General features: G+C 37.7%; 25 protein-coding genes. 14 read left to right on the top strand and 11 right to left on the bottom strand.

Going from position 1 to position 18765, the window contains the following annotated elements; translation table 11 throughout:
• Positions 1-23: 23 nt before the first annotated feature.
• Genes lpxA through gloA form a run of 3 tightly spaced genes read left to right on the top strand, consistent with a single transcriptional unit; the run spans position 24 to position 2160 of the window.
• The gene (gene lpxA / locus GN303_RS05345; RefSeq protein WP_110438148.1) at positions 24-899 is read left to right on the top strand and encodes an acyl-ACP--UDP-N-acetylglucosamine O-acyltransferase; all 876 of its coding nucleotides are present in this window, start codon (positions 24-26) and stop codon (positions 897-899) included.
• 7 nt (positions 900-906) lie between these two features.
• Entirely contained in the window at positions 907-1770 is an 864-nt protein-coding gene (locus tag GN303_RS05340; protein ID WP_110438147.1) for an LpxI family protein, read from the top strand.
• Positions 1771-2160, top strand: a complete 390-nt coding sequence (gene gloA / locus GN303_RS05335; RefSeq protein ID WP_110438146.1) for a lactoylglutathione lyase — start codon at positions 1771-1773, stop codon at positions 2158-2160. It begins immediately after the preceding gene.
• Here gloA and GN303_RS05330 read toward each other — a convergent pair.
• Complete coding sequence (locus GN303_RS05330) at positions 2157-2387, bottom strand: hypothetical protein (protein ID WP_146206642.1); 231 nt, start codon at positions 2385-2387, stop codon at positions 2157-2159. The genes gloA and GN303_RS05330 overlap by 4 nt on opposite strands.
• Positions 2388-2760: 373 nt before the next feature.
• On the opposite strand from GN303_RS05330, the gene rpmH reads away from it, so the two are divergent.
• Genes rpmH through GN303_RS05285 form a run of 9 tightly spaced genes read left to right on the top strand, consistent with a single transcriptional unit; the run spans position 2761 to position 9653 of the window.
• Positions 2761-2895: a 50S ribosomal protein L34 gene (gene rpmH / locus GN303_RS05325; RefSeq protein ID WP_110438144.1), complete on the top strand. Its 135-nt coding sequence runs from the start codon at positions 2761-2763 to the stop codon at positions 2893-2895.
• 56 nt (positions 2896-2951) lie between these two features.
• Positions 2952-3308, top strand: a complete 357-nt coding sequence (rnpA, locus tag GN303_RS05320; protein ID WP_110438592.1) for a ribonuclease P protein component — start codon at positions 2952-2954, stop codon at positions 3306-3308.
• Positions 3309-3542, top strand: coding sequence for a membrane protein insertion efficiency factor YidD (gene yidD, locus GN303_RS05315; protein ID WP_110438143.1), 234 nt, complete (start codon positions 3309-3311; stop codon positions 3540-3542).
• A gap of 26 nt (positions 3543-3568) precedes the next feature.
• Complete coding sequence (gene yidC / locus GN303_RS05310) at positions 3569-5338, top strand: membrane protein insertase YidC (protein ID WP_110438142.1); 1770 nt, start codon at positions 3569-3571, stop codon at positions 5336-5338.
• 6 nt (positions 5339-5344) lie between these two features.
• Positions 5345-6004 (top strand): ribosome biogenesis GTP-binding protein YihA/YsxC, encoded by a 660-nt coding sequence (gene yihA, locus GN303_RS05305; RefSeq protein ID WP_110438141.1) that lies wholly within the window; start codon positions 5345-5347, stop codon positions 6002-6004.
• 24 nt (positions 6005-6028) lie between these two features.
• Positions 6029-6961 carry an acetylglutamate kinase gene (gene argB / locus GN303_RS05300; protein WP_110438140.1) on the top strand — a complete coding sequence of 311 codons (933 nt, stop codon included), beginning with the start codon at positions 6029-6031 and terminating at the stop codon, positions 6959-6961.
• A gap of 37 nt (positions 6962-6998) precedes the next feature.
• Positions 6999-7847 carry a 2,3,4,5-tetrahydropyridine-2,6-dicarboxylate N-succinyltransferase gene (dapD, locus tag GN303_RS05295; RefSeq protein ID WP_110438139.1) on the top strand — a complete coding sequence of 283 codons (849 nt, stop codon included), beginning with the start codon at positions 6999-7001 and terminating at the stop codon, positions 7845-7847.
• A gap of 28 nt (positions 7848-7875) precedes the next feature.
• Complete coding sequence (gene dapE / locus GN303_RS05290) at positions 7876-9009, top strand: succinyl-diaminopimelate desuccinylase (RefSeq protein WP_110438138.1); 1134 nt, start codon at positions 7876-7878, stop codon at positions 9007-9009.
• Positions 9006-9653, top strand: a complete 648-nt coding sequence (locus GN303_RS05285; protein WP_110438137.1) for a hypothetical protein — start codon at positions 9006-9008, stop codon at positions 9651-9653. Before dapE ends, GN303_RS05285 begins: the two co-directional genes overlap by 4 nt.
• On the opposite strand, the gene truA is transcribed toward GN303_RS05285, so the two are convergent.
• From truA to def, 3 genes are read right to left on the bottom strand one after another with little or no spacing between them, the layout of a single operon-like run.
• On the bottom strand, positions 9647-10426 hold the full coding sequence (gene truA, locus GN303_RS05280; RefSeq protein ID WP_110438136.1) for a tRNA pseudouridine(38-40) synthase TruA: 780 nt from the start codon (positions 10424-10426) through the stop codon (positions 9647-9649). The two genes, GN303_RS05285 and truA, sit on opposite strands and share 7 nt — an antisense overlap.
• Positions 10426-11355 carry a methionyl-tRNA formyltransferase gene (gene fmt / locus GN303_RS05275; RefSeq protein ID WP_110438135.1) on the bottom strand — a complete coding sequence of 310 codons (930 nt, stop codon included), beginning with the start codon at positions 11353-11355 and terminating at the stop codon, positions 10426-10428. Before fmt ends, truA begins: the two co-directional genes overlap by 1 nt.
• 21 nt (positions 11356-11376) lie before the next feature.
• Complete coding sequence (def, locus tag GN303_RS05270) at positions 11377-11901, bottom strand: peptide deformylase (protein WP_110438134.1); 525 nt, start codon at positions 11899-11901, stop codon at positions 11377-11379.
• Between the two features lie 212 nt (positions 11902-12113).
• On the opposite strand from def, the gene GN303_RS05265 reads away from it, so the two are divergent.
• Together GN303_RS05265 and GN303_RS05260 are read left to right on the top strand one after the other, a co-directional pair.
• The gene (locus GN303_RS05265; protein WP_110438133.1) at positions 12114-12632 is read left to right on the top strand and encodes an Hsp20 family protein; all 519 of its coding nucleotides are present in this window, start codon (positions 12114-12116) and stop codon (positions 12630-12632) included.
• Positions 12633-12694: 62 nt separating this feature from the next.
• On the top strand, positions 12695-12961 hold the full coding sequence (locus tag GN303_RS05260) for a DUF1150 family protein (RefSeq protein WP_110438132.1): 267 nt from the start codon (positions 12695-12697) through the stop codon (positions 12959-12961).
• 59 nt (positions 12962-13020) lie between these two features.
• On the opposite strand, the gene hpf is transcribed toward GN303_RS05260, so the two are convergent.
• The 7 genes from hpf to GN303_RS05225 form a co-directional block, all read right to left on the bottom strand.
• Positions 13021-13596: a ribosome hibernation-promoting factor, HPF/YfiA family gene (hpf, locus tag GN303_RS05255; RefSeq protein WP_110438131.1), complete on the bottom strand. Its 576-nt coding sequence runs from the start codon at positions 13594-13596 to the stop codon at positions 13021-13023.
• A 143-nt stretch (positions 13597-13739) separates the two neighbouring features.
• Positions 13740-14519, bottom strand: a complete 780-nt coding sequence (lptB, locus tag GN303_RS05250) for an LPS export ABC transporter ATP-binding protein (RefSeq protein ID WP_110438130.1) — start codon at positions 14517-14519, stop codon at positions 13740-13742.
• Positions 14520-14552: 33 nt separating this feature from the next.
• The gene (locus tag GN303_RS05245; protein ID WP_110438129.1) at positions 14553-15515 is read right to left on the bottom strand and encodes an LptA/OstA family protein; all 963 of its coding nucleotides are present in this window, start codon (positions 15513-15515) and stop codon (positions 14553-14555) included.
• A gap of 5 nt (positions 15516-15520) precedes the next feature.
• Complete coding sequence (lptC, locus tag GN303_RS05240; protein WP_231504003.1) at positions 15521-16294, bottom strand: LPS export ABC transporter periplasmic protein LptC; 774 nt, start codon at positions 16292-16294, stop codon at positions 15521-15523.
• Positions 16291-17283, bottom strand: coding sequence for a KpsF/GutQ family sugar-phosphate isomerase (locus GN303_RS05235; RefSeq protein WP_110438127.1), 993 nt, complete (start codon positions 17281-17283; stop codon positions 16291-16293). The genes lptC and GN303_RS05235 overlap by 4 nt, the downstream gene beginning before the upstream one ends.
• 88 nt (positions 17284-17371) lie before the next feature.
• Positions 17372-18034, bottom strand: a complete 663-nt coding sequence (locus GN303_RS05230) for a ribonuclease D (RefSeq protein ID WP_110438126.1) — start codon at positions 18032-18034, stop codon at positions 17372-17374.
• A 48-nt stretch (positions 18035-18082) separates the two neighbouring features.
• Positions 18083-18499, bottom strand: coding sequence for an EVE domain-containing protein (locus tag GN303_RS05225; protein ID WP_110438125.1), 417 nt, complete (start codon positions 18497-18499; stop codon positions 18083-18085).
• Between the last annotated feature and the right edge of the window lie 266 nt (positions 18500-18765).

Genomic DNA, 18765 nt, shown 5'->3' with positions numbered 1-18765 from the left:
TTGTTTTAAAGTTTTTTAAGGGGATGGAGGAAACTCTGACAAAAAATATACAAATAAATCGTTCCTCTCGTGATTGTTATATCCATCCATCGGCAATTGTGTCTGAAAAAGCTAAGTTGGGACAGGGAATACATATTGGTCCATGGTGTATTATTGGTGATGATGTTGTTGTTGAAGATGGTGCAAAACTTATAGCAAATGTCATTGTCGAGGGAAAAACTGTTTTGGGAAAAGATTCAGTCTATTATCCATTCTCTACAATTGGTCTGGCCCCGCAAGATTTGAAATATAAAGGTGAGTTGACAAGCTGTATTATTGGTGCCCGTACTATTGTTCGGGAACAAGTGACAATTCATCGCGGAACAGCTATCGGAAATGGGATGACCCGCGTAGGTTCCGATTGTCTGATAATGGTTAACTCTCATATTGCACATGATTGCTATTTAGGAGATAGAGTGATCATTGTGAACAATGTTGTTCTAGGGGGGCATGTTCACATAGATGATGATGCACGAATTATGGGATGTGCAGCTATTCATCAATTCGTAAGAATTGGTAGAGGGGCCTTGGTAGGGGGTGTAACAGGAGTTGAATCTGATGTCATACCCTATGGTAGTGTAATAGGTAATCGGGCCCGTTTGGTGGGAATGCATTGGATTTGGCTGAAACGAAATGGGGTTAAAAATCAGGAGTTGCATGCTTTAAGAGGCGTTTATCGAATTCTTTTCCCGAAAGAAAATGAACAAGAAATGGTTTTTGATGAACGGTTGAAATTAGTGCACGAAAAATATGGACATATTGAGCGTGTAAAGGAAATACTGGATTTTATTCAGAATCCGAGCCGACGTGGATTGGTTAAAGTTGGACGCATGATTTCCTCTTCTGAAAATGATGATTAAATATTAGATGGATAAAAACCGACAACAGCCTGTTTTAGGTATCTTGGCAGGAGGAGGACCTTTGCCAGGAAAGGTTGCAGAAGCTGCAAAGAAAAAAGGATATTCTATTTTTATTGTGGCTTTTAAGGATTTTGCAGAACCTCATATTGTCAGCTCTTGGCCACATGAATATGTAAGATTAGCCGCTGCAGGACATATTCTAAATACTTTACGCCAGAATAATTGTAAAGAACTTGTCTTGATTGGACCAGTGAAACGACCATCGTTTTTTGATCTTCGTCCAGACCCGGAAGGGGTAAGAATATTAGGAAAAATAGGTAAGGCCCTTTTTGCTGGAGATGATGGATTGCTTGCCTCCCTCGTTCGTGTGCTAAATGAGGAAGGGTTTACAGTTAGAGGAGCTCATGAATTTTTACAGCCTGTATATGAGGGAATTTTAGGAGATGTTATTCCAGATAAATTGGCTTTACAGGATATTGCTAAAGGAATTAAAATTAATAAAGTTATGGGAGAGCTTGATATTGGACAGGCTTGTATTGTTCAAAATGAATTGGTTATTGCTGTGGAAGCCATGGAAGGAACTGATGCCATGTTAAAACGGGCAAAAGACTGTCAGCAACCAGGTTTGGGCGGCATTTTGATCAAACAGGTCAAACCGAATCAGGAACGAAAAGCCGATATGCCAACCATTGGTCCAAAAACGGTATATAATGCCCATTATTCTGGATTAAGAGGTATCGCCTTCGAGGCAGAGGGAACGTTATTAATCCACAAAGACGAAATGGTTGCAATTGCAAATCAAAAAGGCCTGTTTCTGTTAAGCTATAATCCTGTGACATTTGAACAAAAATATTTGCGTAAGGAAAATTGAATGTCAATGTTTTTACATACAATGCTTCGGGTTTTCGATCTTGACAAGTCCATTTCATTTTATAAAATGCTGGGGCTTCATGAAGTGCGTCGTAAAGATGTGCCAGAGGGTAAGTATACATTGGTTTATATGGCCTATCAAGGTAATGACAAAGGTGGGGCAGAACTCGAACTGACCTATAATTGGGGATGTGAAACGCCTTATAATGTGGGAACAGGATTTGGTCATCTTGCTTTTGGTGTTGATGATGTTACCCAATTAGTTGAGAAAATTAGACAATCGGGTGGCAAAATTACTCGTGAACCAGGACCCGTTAAATTTGGAAAAACATTCATAGCTTTTGTGGAGGATCCAGACGGTTACAAAATTGAACTCATTCAAAATGATTAGAATAAATTATCAATCTTTTTTGTGGCATTTAGATAATCAGAAGTTTTTTCAATAGAACTGGCGATTGATTCTGCTGATTGAATAATTTTTTTATCAGCAGATTTATTGAGGATGATGCGATCGGCCTGTAATAAGGCTGGTGATAATAAGCCCTTAACATCATGTCTTAAAAGTGAAAGTTGTCGATAATGATTGTTTTTAACTTTATATATTTGCGATTGAAACAAGAAATTCATTAGAAAAAGAGTTGCACAAAAAATCAGGCAACCAGATAGCAAAATCAGCTTTATATCTAAATTGTATTTATAGAGTAACATTAAAATTAAATAAACCAAAACGCCTTCAAGCAAATAGACAACATAATTTAATAAATTTTTGCATAAATGGAATTGATTTTTATGAAATGTCATTTTCAAGCATTATATATATATTAAGTAATTCTCTTAAAATATCATAAAAAACATTTTATGGCTATTGAGTTTGATTGACGATTTCCCATAATCAGATTATAAACAGCTTTTTAAGAGTTATTATTCTGTTGACCTTTGATGGCTTATTCTGGAATAAATACAATTTGCAATATTTTTAAGGAGAAATTTCGTGAAGCGTACCTATCAACCTTCCAAAATTGTTCGTAAACATCGCCACGGTTTTCGTGCACGTATGGCTACTGTTGGCGGTCGTAAGGTTATTTCAAGTCGTAGGGCTAAAGGTCGTAAACGTCTTTCTGCGTAAGATCTGCTTTGTCAGAACGACTTTTTAGAAAGATAAGGTTACAAAGGGTTCAGTCAATTCAATCCGATTTTAAGCTTTTACACTTGAAAAAAAGAGTGCACTTTTTGAAAGTGGCTGCTCAAGGGCAAAAAATCCCTACATCCAGTTTGGTATTACAATTCTTGAACAGGCATGATAATCAACCGGGAAGGGTAGGGTTTACCGTAACAAAAAAAGTAGGAAACGCGGTTGTACGAAACCGTATAAAACGCCGGTTACGAGCCGTGATTTATCAAGCTGGAAAAGAAATATGTCTATGTGGGGTTGATTTGGTTCTAATAGGACGTAACAAAACTTTTTCAAAACCTTATCCCCATATCGTTCACGATTTTTACCAGGCTTTAAAGAAGGCTGGCATGAAATTTGATGCGTAAATGAAAAAATTGCTTATTCATTCAATTGATTTTTATCGGTTGTGTATAAGCCCATTTTTGGGACATAATTGTCGTTTTAATCCAAGTTGTAGTGAATATATGAAGATAGCTATAGAACAACATGGTGTTGTAAAGGGCATTTTATTTGGTGGATGGCGCATTTTGCGATGTAACCCTTGGAATGCGGGTGGAAATGACCCTGTTCCTCCAAAAAAACAAGTTATTAGTTTTTAAAACAAAGAATGATTGGCTGGCTTTGAATGGATAATAAGCGCTTTTTTCTGGCGACTTTACTTTCTGTTTTAATTCTTTTTGCATTTGAATATTTTACGCCTCAAACGTCTTCAGTGCATGAAAATGAAAAACAGGTGACTCAACAAACTGAAACCGGACAGTCCCAGTCCAATATTCCTCATGAAATTAAAACAATAGCAAAAGTGACTGGTCCTGAAATAAGAATTCCTTTTGAGGCAAACGCTGTAAAAGGATCAATCAATCTTCGGGGTGCTGTTTTCGATGATTTGGTTTTAAAAAACTATCATGAAACGGTTAAAGCTGATTCACCATTGGTTAGAGTCCTTGACAAAGCAGATAGTAAAGAACCCAATTATATTGAAACAGGTTGGTTTAATACGGATAATACGTCTGTTAAATTTCCTGATTCAACTTCTGTATGGAAGGCAGATGAAGAAAAATTAACTCCTGGCCACCCTTTAACCCTGACTTGGGATAATGGTGCAGGAATTGAATTCCAGAAAATTATTTCACTTGATAAGGAATATCTTTTTCATATTGAGCAAAAGGTTAAAAATAAATCAAGTCAACCCGTTCATTTTGTTTTTTACGGACGTGTTAATCGTGGATATGCACCAAAAGAGGTTGGTGGCTATTTAATGCATGAAGGGCCATTAGGAATTATAAATGATCGTCTGGAACAAAATTCCTATAAATATCTGCGGGAAAATTCCAAAGGGGAACATCATATTGCCTGGAGTCAGAACAGTAAAGGGGGCTGGGCGGGTATAACTGATAAATACTGGTTAAATGCCATTGTTCCACAACAGGATAAGAATGTAACAGTTCATTATGGATTTGTTCCAGAAGATCATGCGAATAATTCAGGAGATTCAGAAAATCAAAAAGGGACATACCAGGTTGGTTTCACTTCACAACAGCCAATTTCTGTAGGACCCGGTGAGGTTGTCGTAACGGATGGAAATGTATTTTCTGGTGCTAAGGAACTTCACCTTCTTAATCGCTATGAAAAAGAATATCATATTCCCAATTTCTGGAAATCTGTTGATTTCGGGTGGTTTTCATTTCTTACCTATCCAATTTTTATCGTTCTGGATTGGTTAAATGGTTTATGGGGTAATTTCGGTCTTGCTTTATTAACATTTACCTTGATTGTAAAACTTGTTTTTTATCCTTTGGCTTCAAAACAATTTCATTCGATGGGCAAGATGAAAGAATTGCAGCCAAAAATGAAGGAAATTCGTGAACGCTATAAAGGCGACCAGGCACAGATGAATCAGCAGATGATGCTATTGTACAAGGAGCAGGGGGTAAATCCTGCCAGTGGTTGTTTGCCGATGTTAATTCAGATTCCGATTTTCTGGTGTTTGTATAAGGATTTGTACGTCACAATTGAAATGCGCCATGCGCCGTTTTTTGGATGGATTCATGATTTGTCAGCCCCGGATCCAACGAATATACTGAATTTATTTGGTCTTATTCCTTTTGATCCTTCTGTTATTTCACCTTTGTTGCATGTCGGTATCTGGCCTTTGTTATTTGGGACAACAATGTTCTTGCAGCAAAAATTGAATCCTGCCGTAATTGATCCTGTCCAGAAGAAAATGTTTCAATTGATGCCAGTTATTTTTACGGTTGTACTGGCTACGCAACCTGTTGGATTGGTAATTTATTATAGTTGGAACAACCTGTTAACAGCAATTCAGCAGCTTGTTATTCAAAAACATATGGCAATCAAGGAAAAGCAAGCCATTTCTAAATCAAAAAAAGGATAGGTAGCCATGTTTTCAAAAGATGGCATATCCACTCATCAAAATGATGAAAATGCCCAGTTTATTGAAGCTGGGCGGCTTCTTTTTTCTCGAGAAGCAAAATTTTTCTTTGGTGCACAACGGTTAAATCAGCTTGAACCTTCCTTATTACCGGAAGTTGCTTTTGCCGGACGTTCAAATGTAGGTAAATCGAGTTTGATTAATGCGTTAACAGGGCAAAAAATGCTGGCAAGAGCTTCTTCAGAGCCAGGAAGAACTCAACAATTGAATTTTTTCAATATTGGTGGTTGTTTGGTCTTTGTTGATATGCCAGGCTATGGTTATGCCAAGGCCTCTCAATCCGTTAAAAAAGATTGGCAAAAGATGATGTTTTCCTTTTTAAGGGGAAGACCAACGCTTTTAAGGGTTATGCTTTTGCTTGACGCTCGTATAGAGCTTAAAGAAAGTGATCGTCAGATTATGAATTTATTGGATAGAGCGGCTGTTACATTTCAGATTGTAATGACAAAATGTGATGGTTTGAGCTCGGTTCAATTTTCACAAAAAGAACAAGAGATAAAGGACTTGATTGCAAAACATACTGCTGCCTATCCTTATATACGTTTTACAAGCAGTCAAAAAAATATAGGTATTCAAGAACTTCGGGCTGATTTGGCTCAGCTTATCTAAGAGAATCATCAGGATTTAACTATTATGGGTAATCATCAATCGTTAGAGTCAGTTAAGGAAGCTGCCAAAGAGGCGCATGAACAAGCCAAGACGCTTGCAAGAGCATTGCCATATTTAAGACGCTATACGGGTGATACGATTGTTATCAAATATGGTGGTCATGCCATGGTTGACAATCACTTGTCAAACGATTTCGGTCATGATATTGCGCTTTTGAAACAGGTTGGAATCAATCCAATAATTGTTCATGGGGGAGGTCCCCAAATAAATCAAATGCTGAAGCGGATGGAAATTGAATCGAATTTCATTGATGGTTTGCGTATTACGAGTGAGGCTATAATTGATGTGATTGAAATGGTTCTGGCCGGGACAGTCAACAAGCAGGTTGCGACCCTCATTAATCAGGCTGGCGCTTTGGCAGTGGGTATATCAGGTAAGGACGGCGGCTTAATCGAGGCGCACAAGCTTGTTAAACATGTCTGGGATGAAACTCTCCAGTGTGAAAAAACAATTGACTTGGGACTGGTTGGTGAACCTGTTCATATTGATCCTAGGGTTTTATATGCTTTATCTGGTTCTGGACTAATTCCTGTTGTCGCACCTATTGGAACCGATAAACAGGGACAAACCTATAATATTAATGCCGATATTGCCGCAGGGTCAATTGCCGGGGCAGTCAGGGCATCAAGATTATTTATGTTAACTGATGTGCCGGGTGTCTTGGATAAAGATGGAAATCTTATTTCTGAATTAACGGAAGAAGAAGCCAAGGAAGCAATAGCATCAGGAATTATAACAGGTGGAATGATTCCAAAGATTGAAACATGTCTAGAGGCAGTTAAAGCTGGCGCCCAAGCTGCAGTAATTATGGATGGACGGGTACCACATGCCTGTTTACTGGAATTATTTACGGAAGGTGGATCAGGGACCTTAATTCGTTCTGGTAAAGTATTATAATATAAATTATTTTATTATTTGATAAGGGAAAAAATTTATGACAGATATAGATGCCTTGCAAAATGAAATTGATAAATTATGGGAAAATCGGGCCCAATTATCGCCCACAACACAGGGATTTGCAAGGGAAACGGTCGATCAAGTATTAAATCTTCTTGATATTGGCAAGTTACGGGTTGCAACACAAGCCGATCAAAAATGGACAATACATGAATGGATTAAAAAGGCGGTACTTTTGTCTTTTCGTCTTTACGATAATCATGCGATGAAAAGTGAAATTGGCATTGCCGCTTATGATAAAGTTTCATTAAAATTCAACAACTGGGGGGATGCCGATTTTGCCAAAGCCGGTTTTCGTGCTGTTCCAGGATCAATTGTACGTCGTTCAGCCTATATTGCTTCAAATGTTGTTTTGATGCCAAGTTTTGTCAATGTGGGTGCCTATGTGGATAGTGGAACCATGATTGACACTTGGGTAACGGTTGGGAGCTGTGCACAAATCGGTAAAAACTGTCATATCAGTGGTGGTGTGGGTATTGGTGGAGTATTGGAACCTCTGCAGGCTGCTCCAGTCATTATTGAAGATGATTGTTTTATCGGAGCCCGCTGTGAAGTGGCAGAGGGAGTTATTGTTGAAAAAGGCAGTGTCCTTTCAATGGGTGTATTTTTAGGTGCGTCAACGAAAGTAATTGATCGTAATACCGGAGAAGTGTTCATGGGACGGGTACCAGCTTATTCAGTTGTTGTTCCCGGAACCCTTCCGCCTAAAAAAGCGGTAAGTGAAGACGGCAATACTTTACCTGGATTGGCTTGCGCGGTTATTATCAAACGTGTAGATGAAAGGACACGCTCAAAAACTTCAATCAATGAGCTGTTAAGAAGTTAAATACTGAAAAAGATTGGTTCCATTTAATATGCACGATCCCGTGAAGCTATTGCAAGATCTGATTCGTTGTCCGTCAGTTACACCACAAGATCTTGGAGCGCAGGATATTTTAAAAACAAGACTGAAAAAGATCGGTTTTGAAATATATGATTTGCCTTATGGTGAAGGTAATGACAACGTTTTGAATTTTTTTGCGCGTTACGGGACAGGAAAGCCACATTTATGTTTTGCTGGTCATACAGATGTTGTTCCTGCGGGAAATAATGATTGGCAACATAATCCTTTTCAAGGCGTTATTGAAGATAATATCATTTACGGACGTGGTGCCTGTGATATGAAAGGTGGCATTGCTGCATTTGTAACAGCGGTTGAAAATTTCCTATCTCTTCAAGCTAATTTTAGTGGGTCATTAAGTTTTTTGATTACCGGAGATGAAGAAGGGCCCGGTGTTAATGGTACTGTTAAAGTACTTGAGTGGATGAAGGAAAAAAAACATATTCCTGATTTTTGTCTGGTGGGTGAACCAACATCAGCACAGGAGTTGGGCGATGTAATTAAAATTGGGCGCCGGGGTAGTTTGAATGCGGTTATTACTGTTGAAGGTATCCAAGGGCATGTCGCCTATCCTCATCTTGCAGATAATCCAATTCATAAATTGATAGAAATATTATCCTCTTTAACAACATTATCTTTAGACAAGGGGAATAAATGGTTTCAGCCTTCATCTGTTCAAGTGACATCTATTGATGTAGGGAATAAAACGACAAATTTAATTCCTGCCACTGCGACGGCGCGGTTAAATATTCGTTTTAATCATTTACATAATGGGAATTCTTTAATAGGCTGGATTGAAACTCAAGCCAGACGTGTTGCAGAACATTGTAAAATAGATATAGTTGTATCTGGTGAGGCATTTTTGACAGAACCAGGAAATGAAGTGCAGGCAATTCGTTTGGCAATTGAAGAAATATCATCTGTTAAACCACGTCTGGATACAGGGGGGGGAACCTCCGATGCTCGGTTTATTTCAAATTATTGTAATGTTGCTGAATTTGGTCTTGTCGGGCAGACTATGCATAAAGTGAATGAAGCTGTACCCATTGAAGATTTAAAAAAATTAAGTTCAATTTACACACAGTTTTTGAAAAATTATTTCCTATGACACTTAATTCAAATAATCAAAAGAAATCTTCTGATTCAAAGCTCAAAGATATTTTCAAGGGGATGCTTGCTCTGGGTGGTGGTAAGGAAGAAGGGATAAATTTGTTTCCTTCTTCAACAGATGGAGTGTTAAGTGCTCTGGCACCGTGGATAGCATTATTAGTGGTCATTGATGGTTTTAATATATTAAGTGTTGTTCAGGCAAAAAAAGCATATTTATTTATTTTTACCATATCATTATTTTTATATAAATTATGTACAGTATTACTTATACCGATTTTGATTCATTCTTTTTCCGTTCTTTGGCATAAGGAAAGATTTTGGAAAAGAACAGTTTCAAGTTATTGTTGGTGTCAATGGATGCCAATTTTAGATTTGATTATAGGTATGATGATTGTATCGTTACCTGGTTTTACGCCATCAATTATATTGGGCTTTATGGCGGTTTTAATGATTTTATATCTGGCTTACATGATCTGGATATCATGGATGACAATTAAAGTGGGATTACAGATTAACAATAAACAATCTCTAATCGTTGTTATCAGTTTGTTTTTTTCTGAAGTAATATTGTTGTTTGTTTTGTCAATTTGTAACAGTGATACACTGGTCAGACTATCACATGAATTGTCAGCTGTTCACTGAAAAGGGTCATCCGGATAGGTTATTTCCTTGAGGAACAAACCTGTTGCAGGAGCTTTGATTCCTGCCAATTTTCTATCTCTACCCTGTAAAATTGCATAGGCCTGTTTTATTGGCCAATATCCGTCTCCAATCATTTTAAGGGTTCCTACCATATTACGTACTTGATGATGTAAAAATGAACGGGCCTGTGTTTCAAAATAAATTTTATCATCAATTTGATAAACGTTAAATTTGTCTAAAATACGAATTGGTGACTTTGCCTGACATGCAGTAGCTCTGAATGATGTAAAATCATGGCTTCCCAATAAGGTTTGAGCAGCTTCGTTCATAGCATCGACATTTAATTTCTTTCGTACATGCCATACATGATTAATATCCAAAGCAGGACGGCTCTGACGGTTGAGAATGACATAAATATATTTTCGTTTTATTGCAGAAAAACGTGCATTCCATTCTGCATCAACCAGCCCTGATTGCAAGATTGTAACGGCATGAGGTTTCATATAGTAATTTAAGCCATCGCGAATTTTTTTGGCTGTTAAGGGTATATGTGCCGGAAAATCAAGATGGGCCACTTGTCCCAAGGCATGAACACCGGCATCTGTCCGACCGGCGGTAATGCTGGCTATTTTAAATTGACCGTTGCATAGTTTGCAGGCAGCCTCTTCTAATATTTGCTGAACAGAAAGGCCGTTATCCTGCCGTTGCCATCCAACAAGACCTGTACCATCATATTCGATTTTGACGGCCCATCTCTGTATGGTAAAATTCATTAGACAAGTTTTGTATTTAATTTGAGATGATAACCTTTGAGAAATTCATTGATTGGCATTTTTTTCTTTCCAGTCAATTGTAATTCCAGAATTTTAAGGACCTGATTTTTACCACATGCCACATAAAAATCAGGATGTATAATTGTTCCAGATTCTGCCATGCTTGATTGAGAGCTGAGCTCAGCTTTAAGAATCTTAAGTAATTTTCCTTCTAGAAAGCAGAATGTCCCAGGCCAGGGTGTCAAGGCACGAATTTGTCGATCAATAGATTCAGCTGATTGATTCCAATCAATTTTGCCATCCTCTTTTGTCAATTGCCTAGCGTAGGTTGCGAGCCCTGATAATTGTGGAACTGGTTTTGAATTTGGATTTTCTGTCAATTCTGAAAGGGTTTCAAGTATGAGTTCACCCCCTAATTGCGCAAGTTGATCGTGAAGAATTTGAGTTGTCGTTTTTTTTGTAATTGGAATAGACTTTTCAATATAAACGGCTCCTGTGTCAAGACCTTTGTCCATCTGCATTATGCTGACACCTGATTTTTGGTCACCTGACCAGATAGCCGTCTGAATGGGCGAGGCTCCTCGCCAGCGTGGAAGAAGACTTGCATGGATATTGATACAGCCTAATTTAGGTAGTGTAAGTATTTCCTCAGGTAGAATAAGTCCGTAAGCTGCAACTATAGCTATATCAGGATTAAAAGAAGCGAACTGTTCAAATTCTTTTGGCTGGTTTTTTAATTTGATGGGTGAAAAGACGGGAATATCCAATTGCTCGGCAATATTTTGCACGGCACAGGGAGTTATTTTCCTCCCTCTGCCAGCAGGGCGGGGAGGTTGACAATATACGGCAACAATTTCATGTCCGGCTTGATAAAGTGCCTGTAAAGCGGGAACAGCAAAATCCGGTGTTCCCATGAAGACAATACGCATCCTAGCTTCTCGTATATATAATTAGCGGTGTCTTTTTTGCTCTTTGATAATTTTACGCATAATAATGTTACGTTTAAGGCTTGAAATATGATCCACAAACAATATTCCATCAAGATGATCTGTTTCATGTTGAATACAACGTGCAAGCAATCCATCAGCCTCCATTTCTTGGCGACTTCCATTAATATCCATATAGTTGATTTTAATTTTTTCAGGGCGAATTACATCGGAATATTGATCTGGAAAAGACAGGCAACCTTCTTTATAACTTTCCAATTCTTCTGATTTCTCAATAACTTCAGGATTTATAATGACAATTTTTTCTGACTGATTATTCTGCATGAGATCAATAACGAAAAATCTCAGCCCAATTCCAACCTGAGGAGCAGCCAAACCGATACCACCTGCCTTGTACATGGTTTCAAACATCATGGGTAAAAGTTCTTTTACGTCTTTCAAATCCTCTTTTTCAACGATTTTGGTTTTTTTACGTAAAAAAGGGTTGGTTGCAAGTAAAACAGGTCTTGTTTCAATATCGTCATTCATTTTCTAAATTTGTGCCATAGTTTAAATTATTCTATCATTGTCTATATAAAGATTTAATATATTAATACAATATTTTGTTATAGTGCGAAATCTAATTTTAAAAGATATAATACTTGTAGTCCTTGGCGATTATTCCATATAATAAAATAGACAGGTGCCATTTTGGGCCTAGTTATATGTCTCGCTTCAATATATTAAAGGAGGGGGCTTTCATGTCAGGAAGGCTTTTTACATCGCCTATGTTCCTGGGCTTTGATCATTTGGAACAGATTTTAGAACGAGCGGCAAAATCGACTTCTGATGGTTATCCGCCCTATAATATAGAACAAATTGGATCTTCCAGTTTACGGATTACCTTGGCTGTGGCTGGTTTCATGATGGAAGATTTGCAAATAACGCAGGAAGATAATCAGCTGGTCATTCGTGGCAGGCAGCTTGAAGATAATGAAGAGCGTGTATTTCTTTATCGAGGAATTGCGGCAAGGCAATTTCAGAGAGCTTTTATTTTGGCTGAGGGTATCAAGGTTGAACGAGCATGGCTGGATAATGGTTTGCTTCATATTGATATTATCCGTCCCAAACCGGAGACAAGAATTCGCCATATTGAAATATTACAAAATTCCAATGCAAGGCGTAAATCATATAATAAAGTTATGTCACAGAAAGTTGGCACATCAGATGCCTATCGCTCTGGTGCGATACGAAGTTTGCAACTTACAGAAAAAGAATGATATTATATTGAAAGATGCAGGATTATCTTGCCATCTGTTTTTAAAGGAGGTCTTGATCAATTATGAAAGATTTCGACATCAAAGAAAAATCTAAATTAATTGCGACCAAGGAAGGTAGTGACGTTGTTGATGTTCGTCATTTAACAGACAATCAGCTAAAAGCCTTGGGTGTGTCCCAATTGGCTTACGTAAAGGAAATCACGATCAATGGTGAACAGGCATTTGCCATTCATGCGGCTGATGGGACACCTATGGCAGTGACGGATAATGCCAAGACAGCATATGCTGCGATCTTGCAGCAGGAAATGATGCCTATCATGGTTCATTAATTGATAATAACAAGATAATATTCAATATAAAAAACAGGGATAAATCCCTGTTTTTTTGTTCAGGATATCATTCCTGAATCCAGTAGGATTATCCTATCTTCATTTTGCTTATATATGACATTGATACGGTTATTATCCAGATTTTTAAACATCAATACCGGTCTTTCTGATAAATCTAGAACCATGATGGCATCTTGAAGCGATAATGTGTCTATATGAGTCGTTTTTTTATCAATGATTTTTGCATCTTTTTGAGATTCCACCGATGTTTCCAAGGGGATATCATTATCAATAATATATTGGTTACCTTCGAATAATTCATGAGCGGGAGGGGCATGATCTCTTTTTGTAATCAACCTTCCCTTATATTTTTTCAGTCTGTTATGTAAATGTTCAAGGGCAATATTAAAAGATTCTTGTACATTATCTGCATTTGCCTCTCCACGTAATGAAAGGGATCGAGAAGCATGGATATGTATTTGACAATGATAATCGGATGGGGATTTGTTAAATGTTACTGAACAATCAACGATATTTTTAAAATATTTTTGCGTGATTTCTTGAAGATTTTGATTAATCTTGTTTCTAAACCAATCAGGAATATCAATTTTATTACCAAAGATGGAAATATCCATTACGGTTCTCCCTTAGTTATATTCCTTACTATTTTAGTATCTAATTTTTCAAAATTAAAGCTTTATCAACGCATGGTTGGTAATTGTTCTATCATTTTGATTAACGGTAAGATCTATAGTTAACTTTTAACCGTTAAGGTGAATTATAATGTGAATTTTTCCCCCAAATAAACTCTACGTACATCTTCATGAGCGACCACTTCTTCAGGACGTCCTTCCATAAGAAGCTGTCCACTGTTCATGATATATGCCCTATCAATAATTTCCAGGGTTTCTCTTACATTATGATCCGTAATTAACACACCAATTTCACGATCTTTGAGATGGGAAACAAGATCACGAATCTCTCCGACAGCAATTGGATCAATTCCAGCTAATGGCTCATCTAAAAGAATGTAATTCGGATCGCTGGCAAGCGCTCGGGCGATTTCCAAACGGCGTCTTTCTCCACCAGATAGGGAAAGGGAGGGGGAATGTCGTAAATGTGAAATTCCGAATTCGGCCAATAATCCATCAAGCGTTTTATGTCTTTTATCGGCATTGGATTCAACAACTTCCAGAACTGCCATAATATTTTGTTCTACATTCAACCCCCTAAATATACTTGCCTCTTGAGGCAGATAACCAATGCCAAGTCTTGCTCGCCGATACATTGGCAATTTCGTAATATCTGTGTTATCAAGGCGAATTGATCCAGTATCTGGCTGAACTAACCCAACAATCATATAAAAACTTGTAGTCTTGCCCGCACCATTTGGACCCAAAAGACCGACAGCTTCTCCTCGATGAACGCGTAATGACACGTTTTTGACAACCTGTCGTTTTTTATAGGTTTTTCCTATGTTGTCGGCAAATAGTCCTTCATTATCAGGTAAATTTTTGGTTGATGATGTATTATTGAAAGCAGATTCGGTTTCAGGCATGGAATTTGAAACTCACTTATAAAAATTAAAAAACTATTTTTTACCGCTTGGTTGATTATTTTGATTTGCTTGGTTCGGAACGACCAGTCCCTGGACTCTTTGACCAGGCATTTCTGTCATGTGAGCAATACCGGTATGCATGTTGATAATGGCAGCATGACCATTTAGCTGGTTTTGGCCTCTTGTGATATGCACATTGCCCACGATGCGAGCAATCCCTGTATTGGGAACATAAACACCGCGGTCTCCACGAACAGTTTCAGATTGGGTTCGCACGACAACGTTACCAAATGCGTTGACTTTTTCCAATTTTCCGGATTTGGTAAGGTCATCAGATTTTTTACTGTCAGTCACGTTATTTTTTTGTTCAGGTTTTTTTTGATTATCAGGGCTACTATAGCCAACCAGTACATCCGCATTGATTTGTCGACCATCTTTGATATTAATTACGGTTGCATCACCCCGACCAACTGACATTCTGGTTTGGGAGTGATATTCCATGGCATCTTTTGCGGTCATGATATTTTGAGGGGTGGTTAATTTCATATGTTTACCCGTTAAAACCAGGGTTGCCTGATCAATATCATAAACCGCTTTATCTCCCCAAGCCTGATCAGTATTCGTATAAATATGAACATGACCATAAGCGTACAGACGATAAATTTCATTTGAACCAGAATCGCTTTGTGTTATATCACCGCTTTTTTGTTGAGAATTGGGGTTTTGAGAGGACTTTGGTTCTGTATCGCCAGCTTTTTTTCGATAATAGGCGATAAGTCTGTCTGCTGTGACCGTTACATTTTCACGAACTGCCTTGGCTTGAGTATAGGCGGTCACTTTTTTGGCGTTTTGATCCCAGTCAAATCCTCCAAGAGCTGTAACCGTAATCTGTCCACCATGTGATAGATCGATACTTTGAGCATGGATAGTATGGATGTTGAAAAAGCCATAAAAGATACTAGAAATGGCAAAAGGTAATAAATTGCGTTTATTCATCAATTTTATTCCGATGATTTAGCTTGGGTAAGATTGGAGGAATTATTTTTTTTATTATCATTCAAGACCAATCGGCCTGGTCCCTTAAATTGGGCAATTCCGGTATGCAAGTCAAGGAAATAGGTTTGGGCATCCAAGATGCCAAATGGTCCTTCAGCATGAATCCAGTTGTTGCCAGTCACAACAGAGGACTTTAAAGCAACGTCTGCCATATCGCTATACATGAAAACTCCATCATTTCGGTATAAAACAACATGTTTAATCAATCCTAAATCCTGTTCATGCTGTGTATAATTTCCCTTGTCCGCCGTGACCATCATCCAAACATTGTCCTGCAATAAAATATCAGCTTTTGGATTGCCTAGATGGATAAGATTGCTATTGTTAGATTTCTGAACAACTTTTTCAGATGTTATGGTATAGGGTCGATTATGTGTATCCAAGCCATGAAAAGTAGCATCGATCATGGTTCCACTTTCAATCTTGATACGGGAAAGCTGTTTCATCACTTCCTTGTTGGTATGCAAAGCCCGATCAATCTCCGGCCAGACAGCAATGGAACTTAACAAAACAAGGGCTGTAATTGGTAGGCCCCATTTAACCCACTTCATAATGGTGTTCCGGCGTTCCATTTCTGCGGGTTTAGGAATATGCCGTCTTTCAATGATATTTTGTGATCTATGACTTAAATATTTTTCCTTGTCCTGAAAATCGGTTCTTTCAATTTTGTTTTTTGAACTAGATTCTTCATTCGGTTGACTGTTTGTTGACATATTCATGCAATGCCCGCTCGTAAAAGGTCATGAATGTGCAAAACTCCTATTGGATGATTTCTGGAATCCACGACAAATAAACAGGTAATGGGATGACTATCATTATTCATGAGTTTCAGCGCTTCAGCCGCCAGCATATCGGATTTAATGGTAAGAGGCGAGGGATTCATGATTTCTTGAGTTGTCAATTTTCTTATATCCTTGTTGAATGCTCGCCTTAGATCGCCATCTGTTATCAGCCCGATCAGCCTCCCATTTTCAGAAATAATACCAATGCAACCCAGGGCTTTTTGAGTCATTTCCATGATTGCATCGGTGATAGGCATCCTTGAATGCCCCAAGGGGATATCCTTGTCTGTGTGCATTAAATCTTCAACAATCTTAAGTCTGCTGCCCAATCTACCACCGGGATGATAAATACCGAAATCTGATGCGGTGAAGTGCCTCATTTTCAATAATGTTATTGCCAGGGCATCTCCCATTGCCAGTTGCATTAACGTGCTGGTCGTTGGTGCCAATCCCAGTGGGCATGCCTCCCTTGAATGGGGAAGTGAGAGAATTATGCTAGAATTTTTTGCCAAGGTCGATTGTGGATTGGTTGTTATGCTAATCAATGGGATGCTGAATCGTTTTGCATGAATAATTATATTGAATAATTCCTGGGTTTCACCAGAAGCGGATACAGCCAGAATGATGTCATCTTTTTGAATCATTCCCAGATCTCCATGGGAGGCCTCAGAAGGATGAACAAAGAGAGATGGTGTACCAGTGGAGGCCAGTGTTGATTGAATTTTTTTTGCAATATGCCCAGATTTGCCAATTCCGGTTAATACCACCCGACCATTAATTTCAGATATGAGATTGGCGGTTTCCAAGAAAGATTGAGTAAGTTCGGTTTTGTCTCGAAGTGCATTAATCAAATCCAGGATGCCTTTAGATTCTATAGATAGAGCTTCAAGAGCTGTATCAATCTCTGATGAGGCAATTTTGGTCATTTCAATGCACTTGATTAAATTTAATTATTATTAAAACAGATATAATAATATATATAGAGTTTCAAAATGAAATGAAACTGTTAAATTCTTAACCACGATGATCGAATATATCAGGATCTAGATATCCGAGCTGATCCAGGGTGGCTCTTGTTGGTAAAAATGAAAAACAGGCTTCTGCAATTTCCAAACGATTTTCCCTGATTAATAAAACTTTCAAGATTTCCCACAATTGGTGAAGATAAAGAACATCTGCAGCTGCATAGATCAATTGTTCAATGCTCAGGGTTGGTGAACCCCAATCTGAAGTTTGTTGCTGTTTACTTAATTCAATATCAAGTAATTCTCTGCATAGAACAGCCAGTCCGTGTTTATCCGTAAAAGTTCTGACCAATTTAGCTGCAATTTTTGTACAAATTACGGATTTCATACTTATTTGAAAGGTTTTTTGTAATATCCCGACATCAAATCGGGCAAAGTGCATTAATTTTGCAATGGAGGGATCAGTAAGTAATTTTTTTAGATTGGGGCAGGAATTGAACCCTTTACCACCAAGCCATTCCGGTACAAACTGGACAATATGAACCTGTCCATCCCCTTTGCTTAACTGAATCAAACAAAGCCGGTCTCGATCATGATTTAATCCCATGGTCTCAGTATCAATTGCGATTATTTTTCCAAGATCTAGTCCGGAAGGTATGTCATGCTGGTAAAGATGAATATGATCGGGAATTTGTTTATTGTTATTTTTCATAACTTGTCCAAGTGTTTATTAAATTTTAGCAAGAAAAAATGAATTGACTTATAATTTCACATTTCCAAGATCACATAAAATTTTCCAATGTTCTGATGTGATTGGCATTACTGACAATCTGGATTGTTTAATAAGTGCTATATCTTCCAGTTCAGGAATGGATTTGATTTTTTTTAGGGTAATGGGTACAGGTACCGAACATATTGTCTCTACATCCACACAAAACCATCTGTGTTCTGTATCGGTCGGATCGGGATAGGCCTCTTTATCAATTCTTACAATACCAACAATTTCCTTACCTTCATTGGAATGGTAGAAAAAAGCCAGATCATTTTTTTTCATTGATTGTAGATTTTTTTTTGCCTGATGATTTCTCACCCCTGTCCAGGGTTCGATTTTGTTTCTCAATTGTTCCTGCCATGAAAAAGCAGAAGGTTCCGATTTAATTAACCAATAATTTGTCATATTTATAAAACATTTATTTTTTATACCTATTGTATTATTATCACATATTTTGAAAATTTGAATTAAAATTCAGTCAATCTCAAACGGATGAAATTTATTATAACTCTTTAAAAATATGTAAAAAACAATTTTACAATTTTTGTTGTCCATTTATTCATTTGCAAACCATCATGATTTATTTGATTTCCGCCAGTTGCAATTGTATCTGTATACTGATAATGATTCTCAATATCTCATGTTATTAATTATCATTATCAGTATTTTAT

It is taken from the genome of Commensalibacter melissae, from assembly GCF_009734185.1.
Taxonomy (GTDB): Bacteria; Pseudomonadota; Alphaproteobacteria; order Acetobacterales; family Acetobacteraceae; genus Commensalibacter; species Commensalibacter melissae.
Note: the sequence above shows the minus strand (reverse complement) of the source record. Positions and strands in the feature narration are given on the sequence as shown.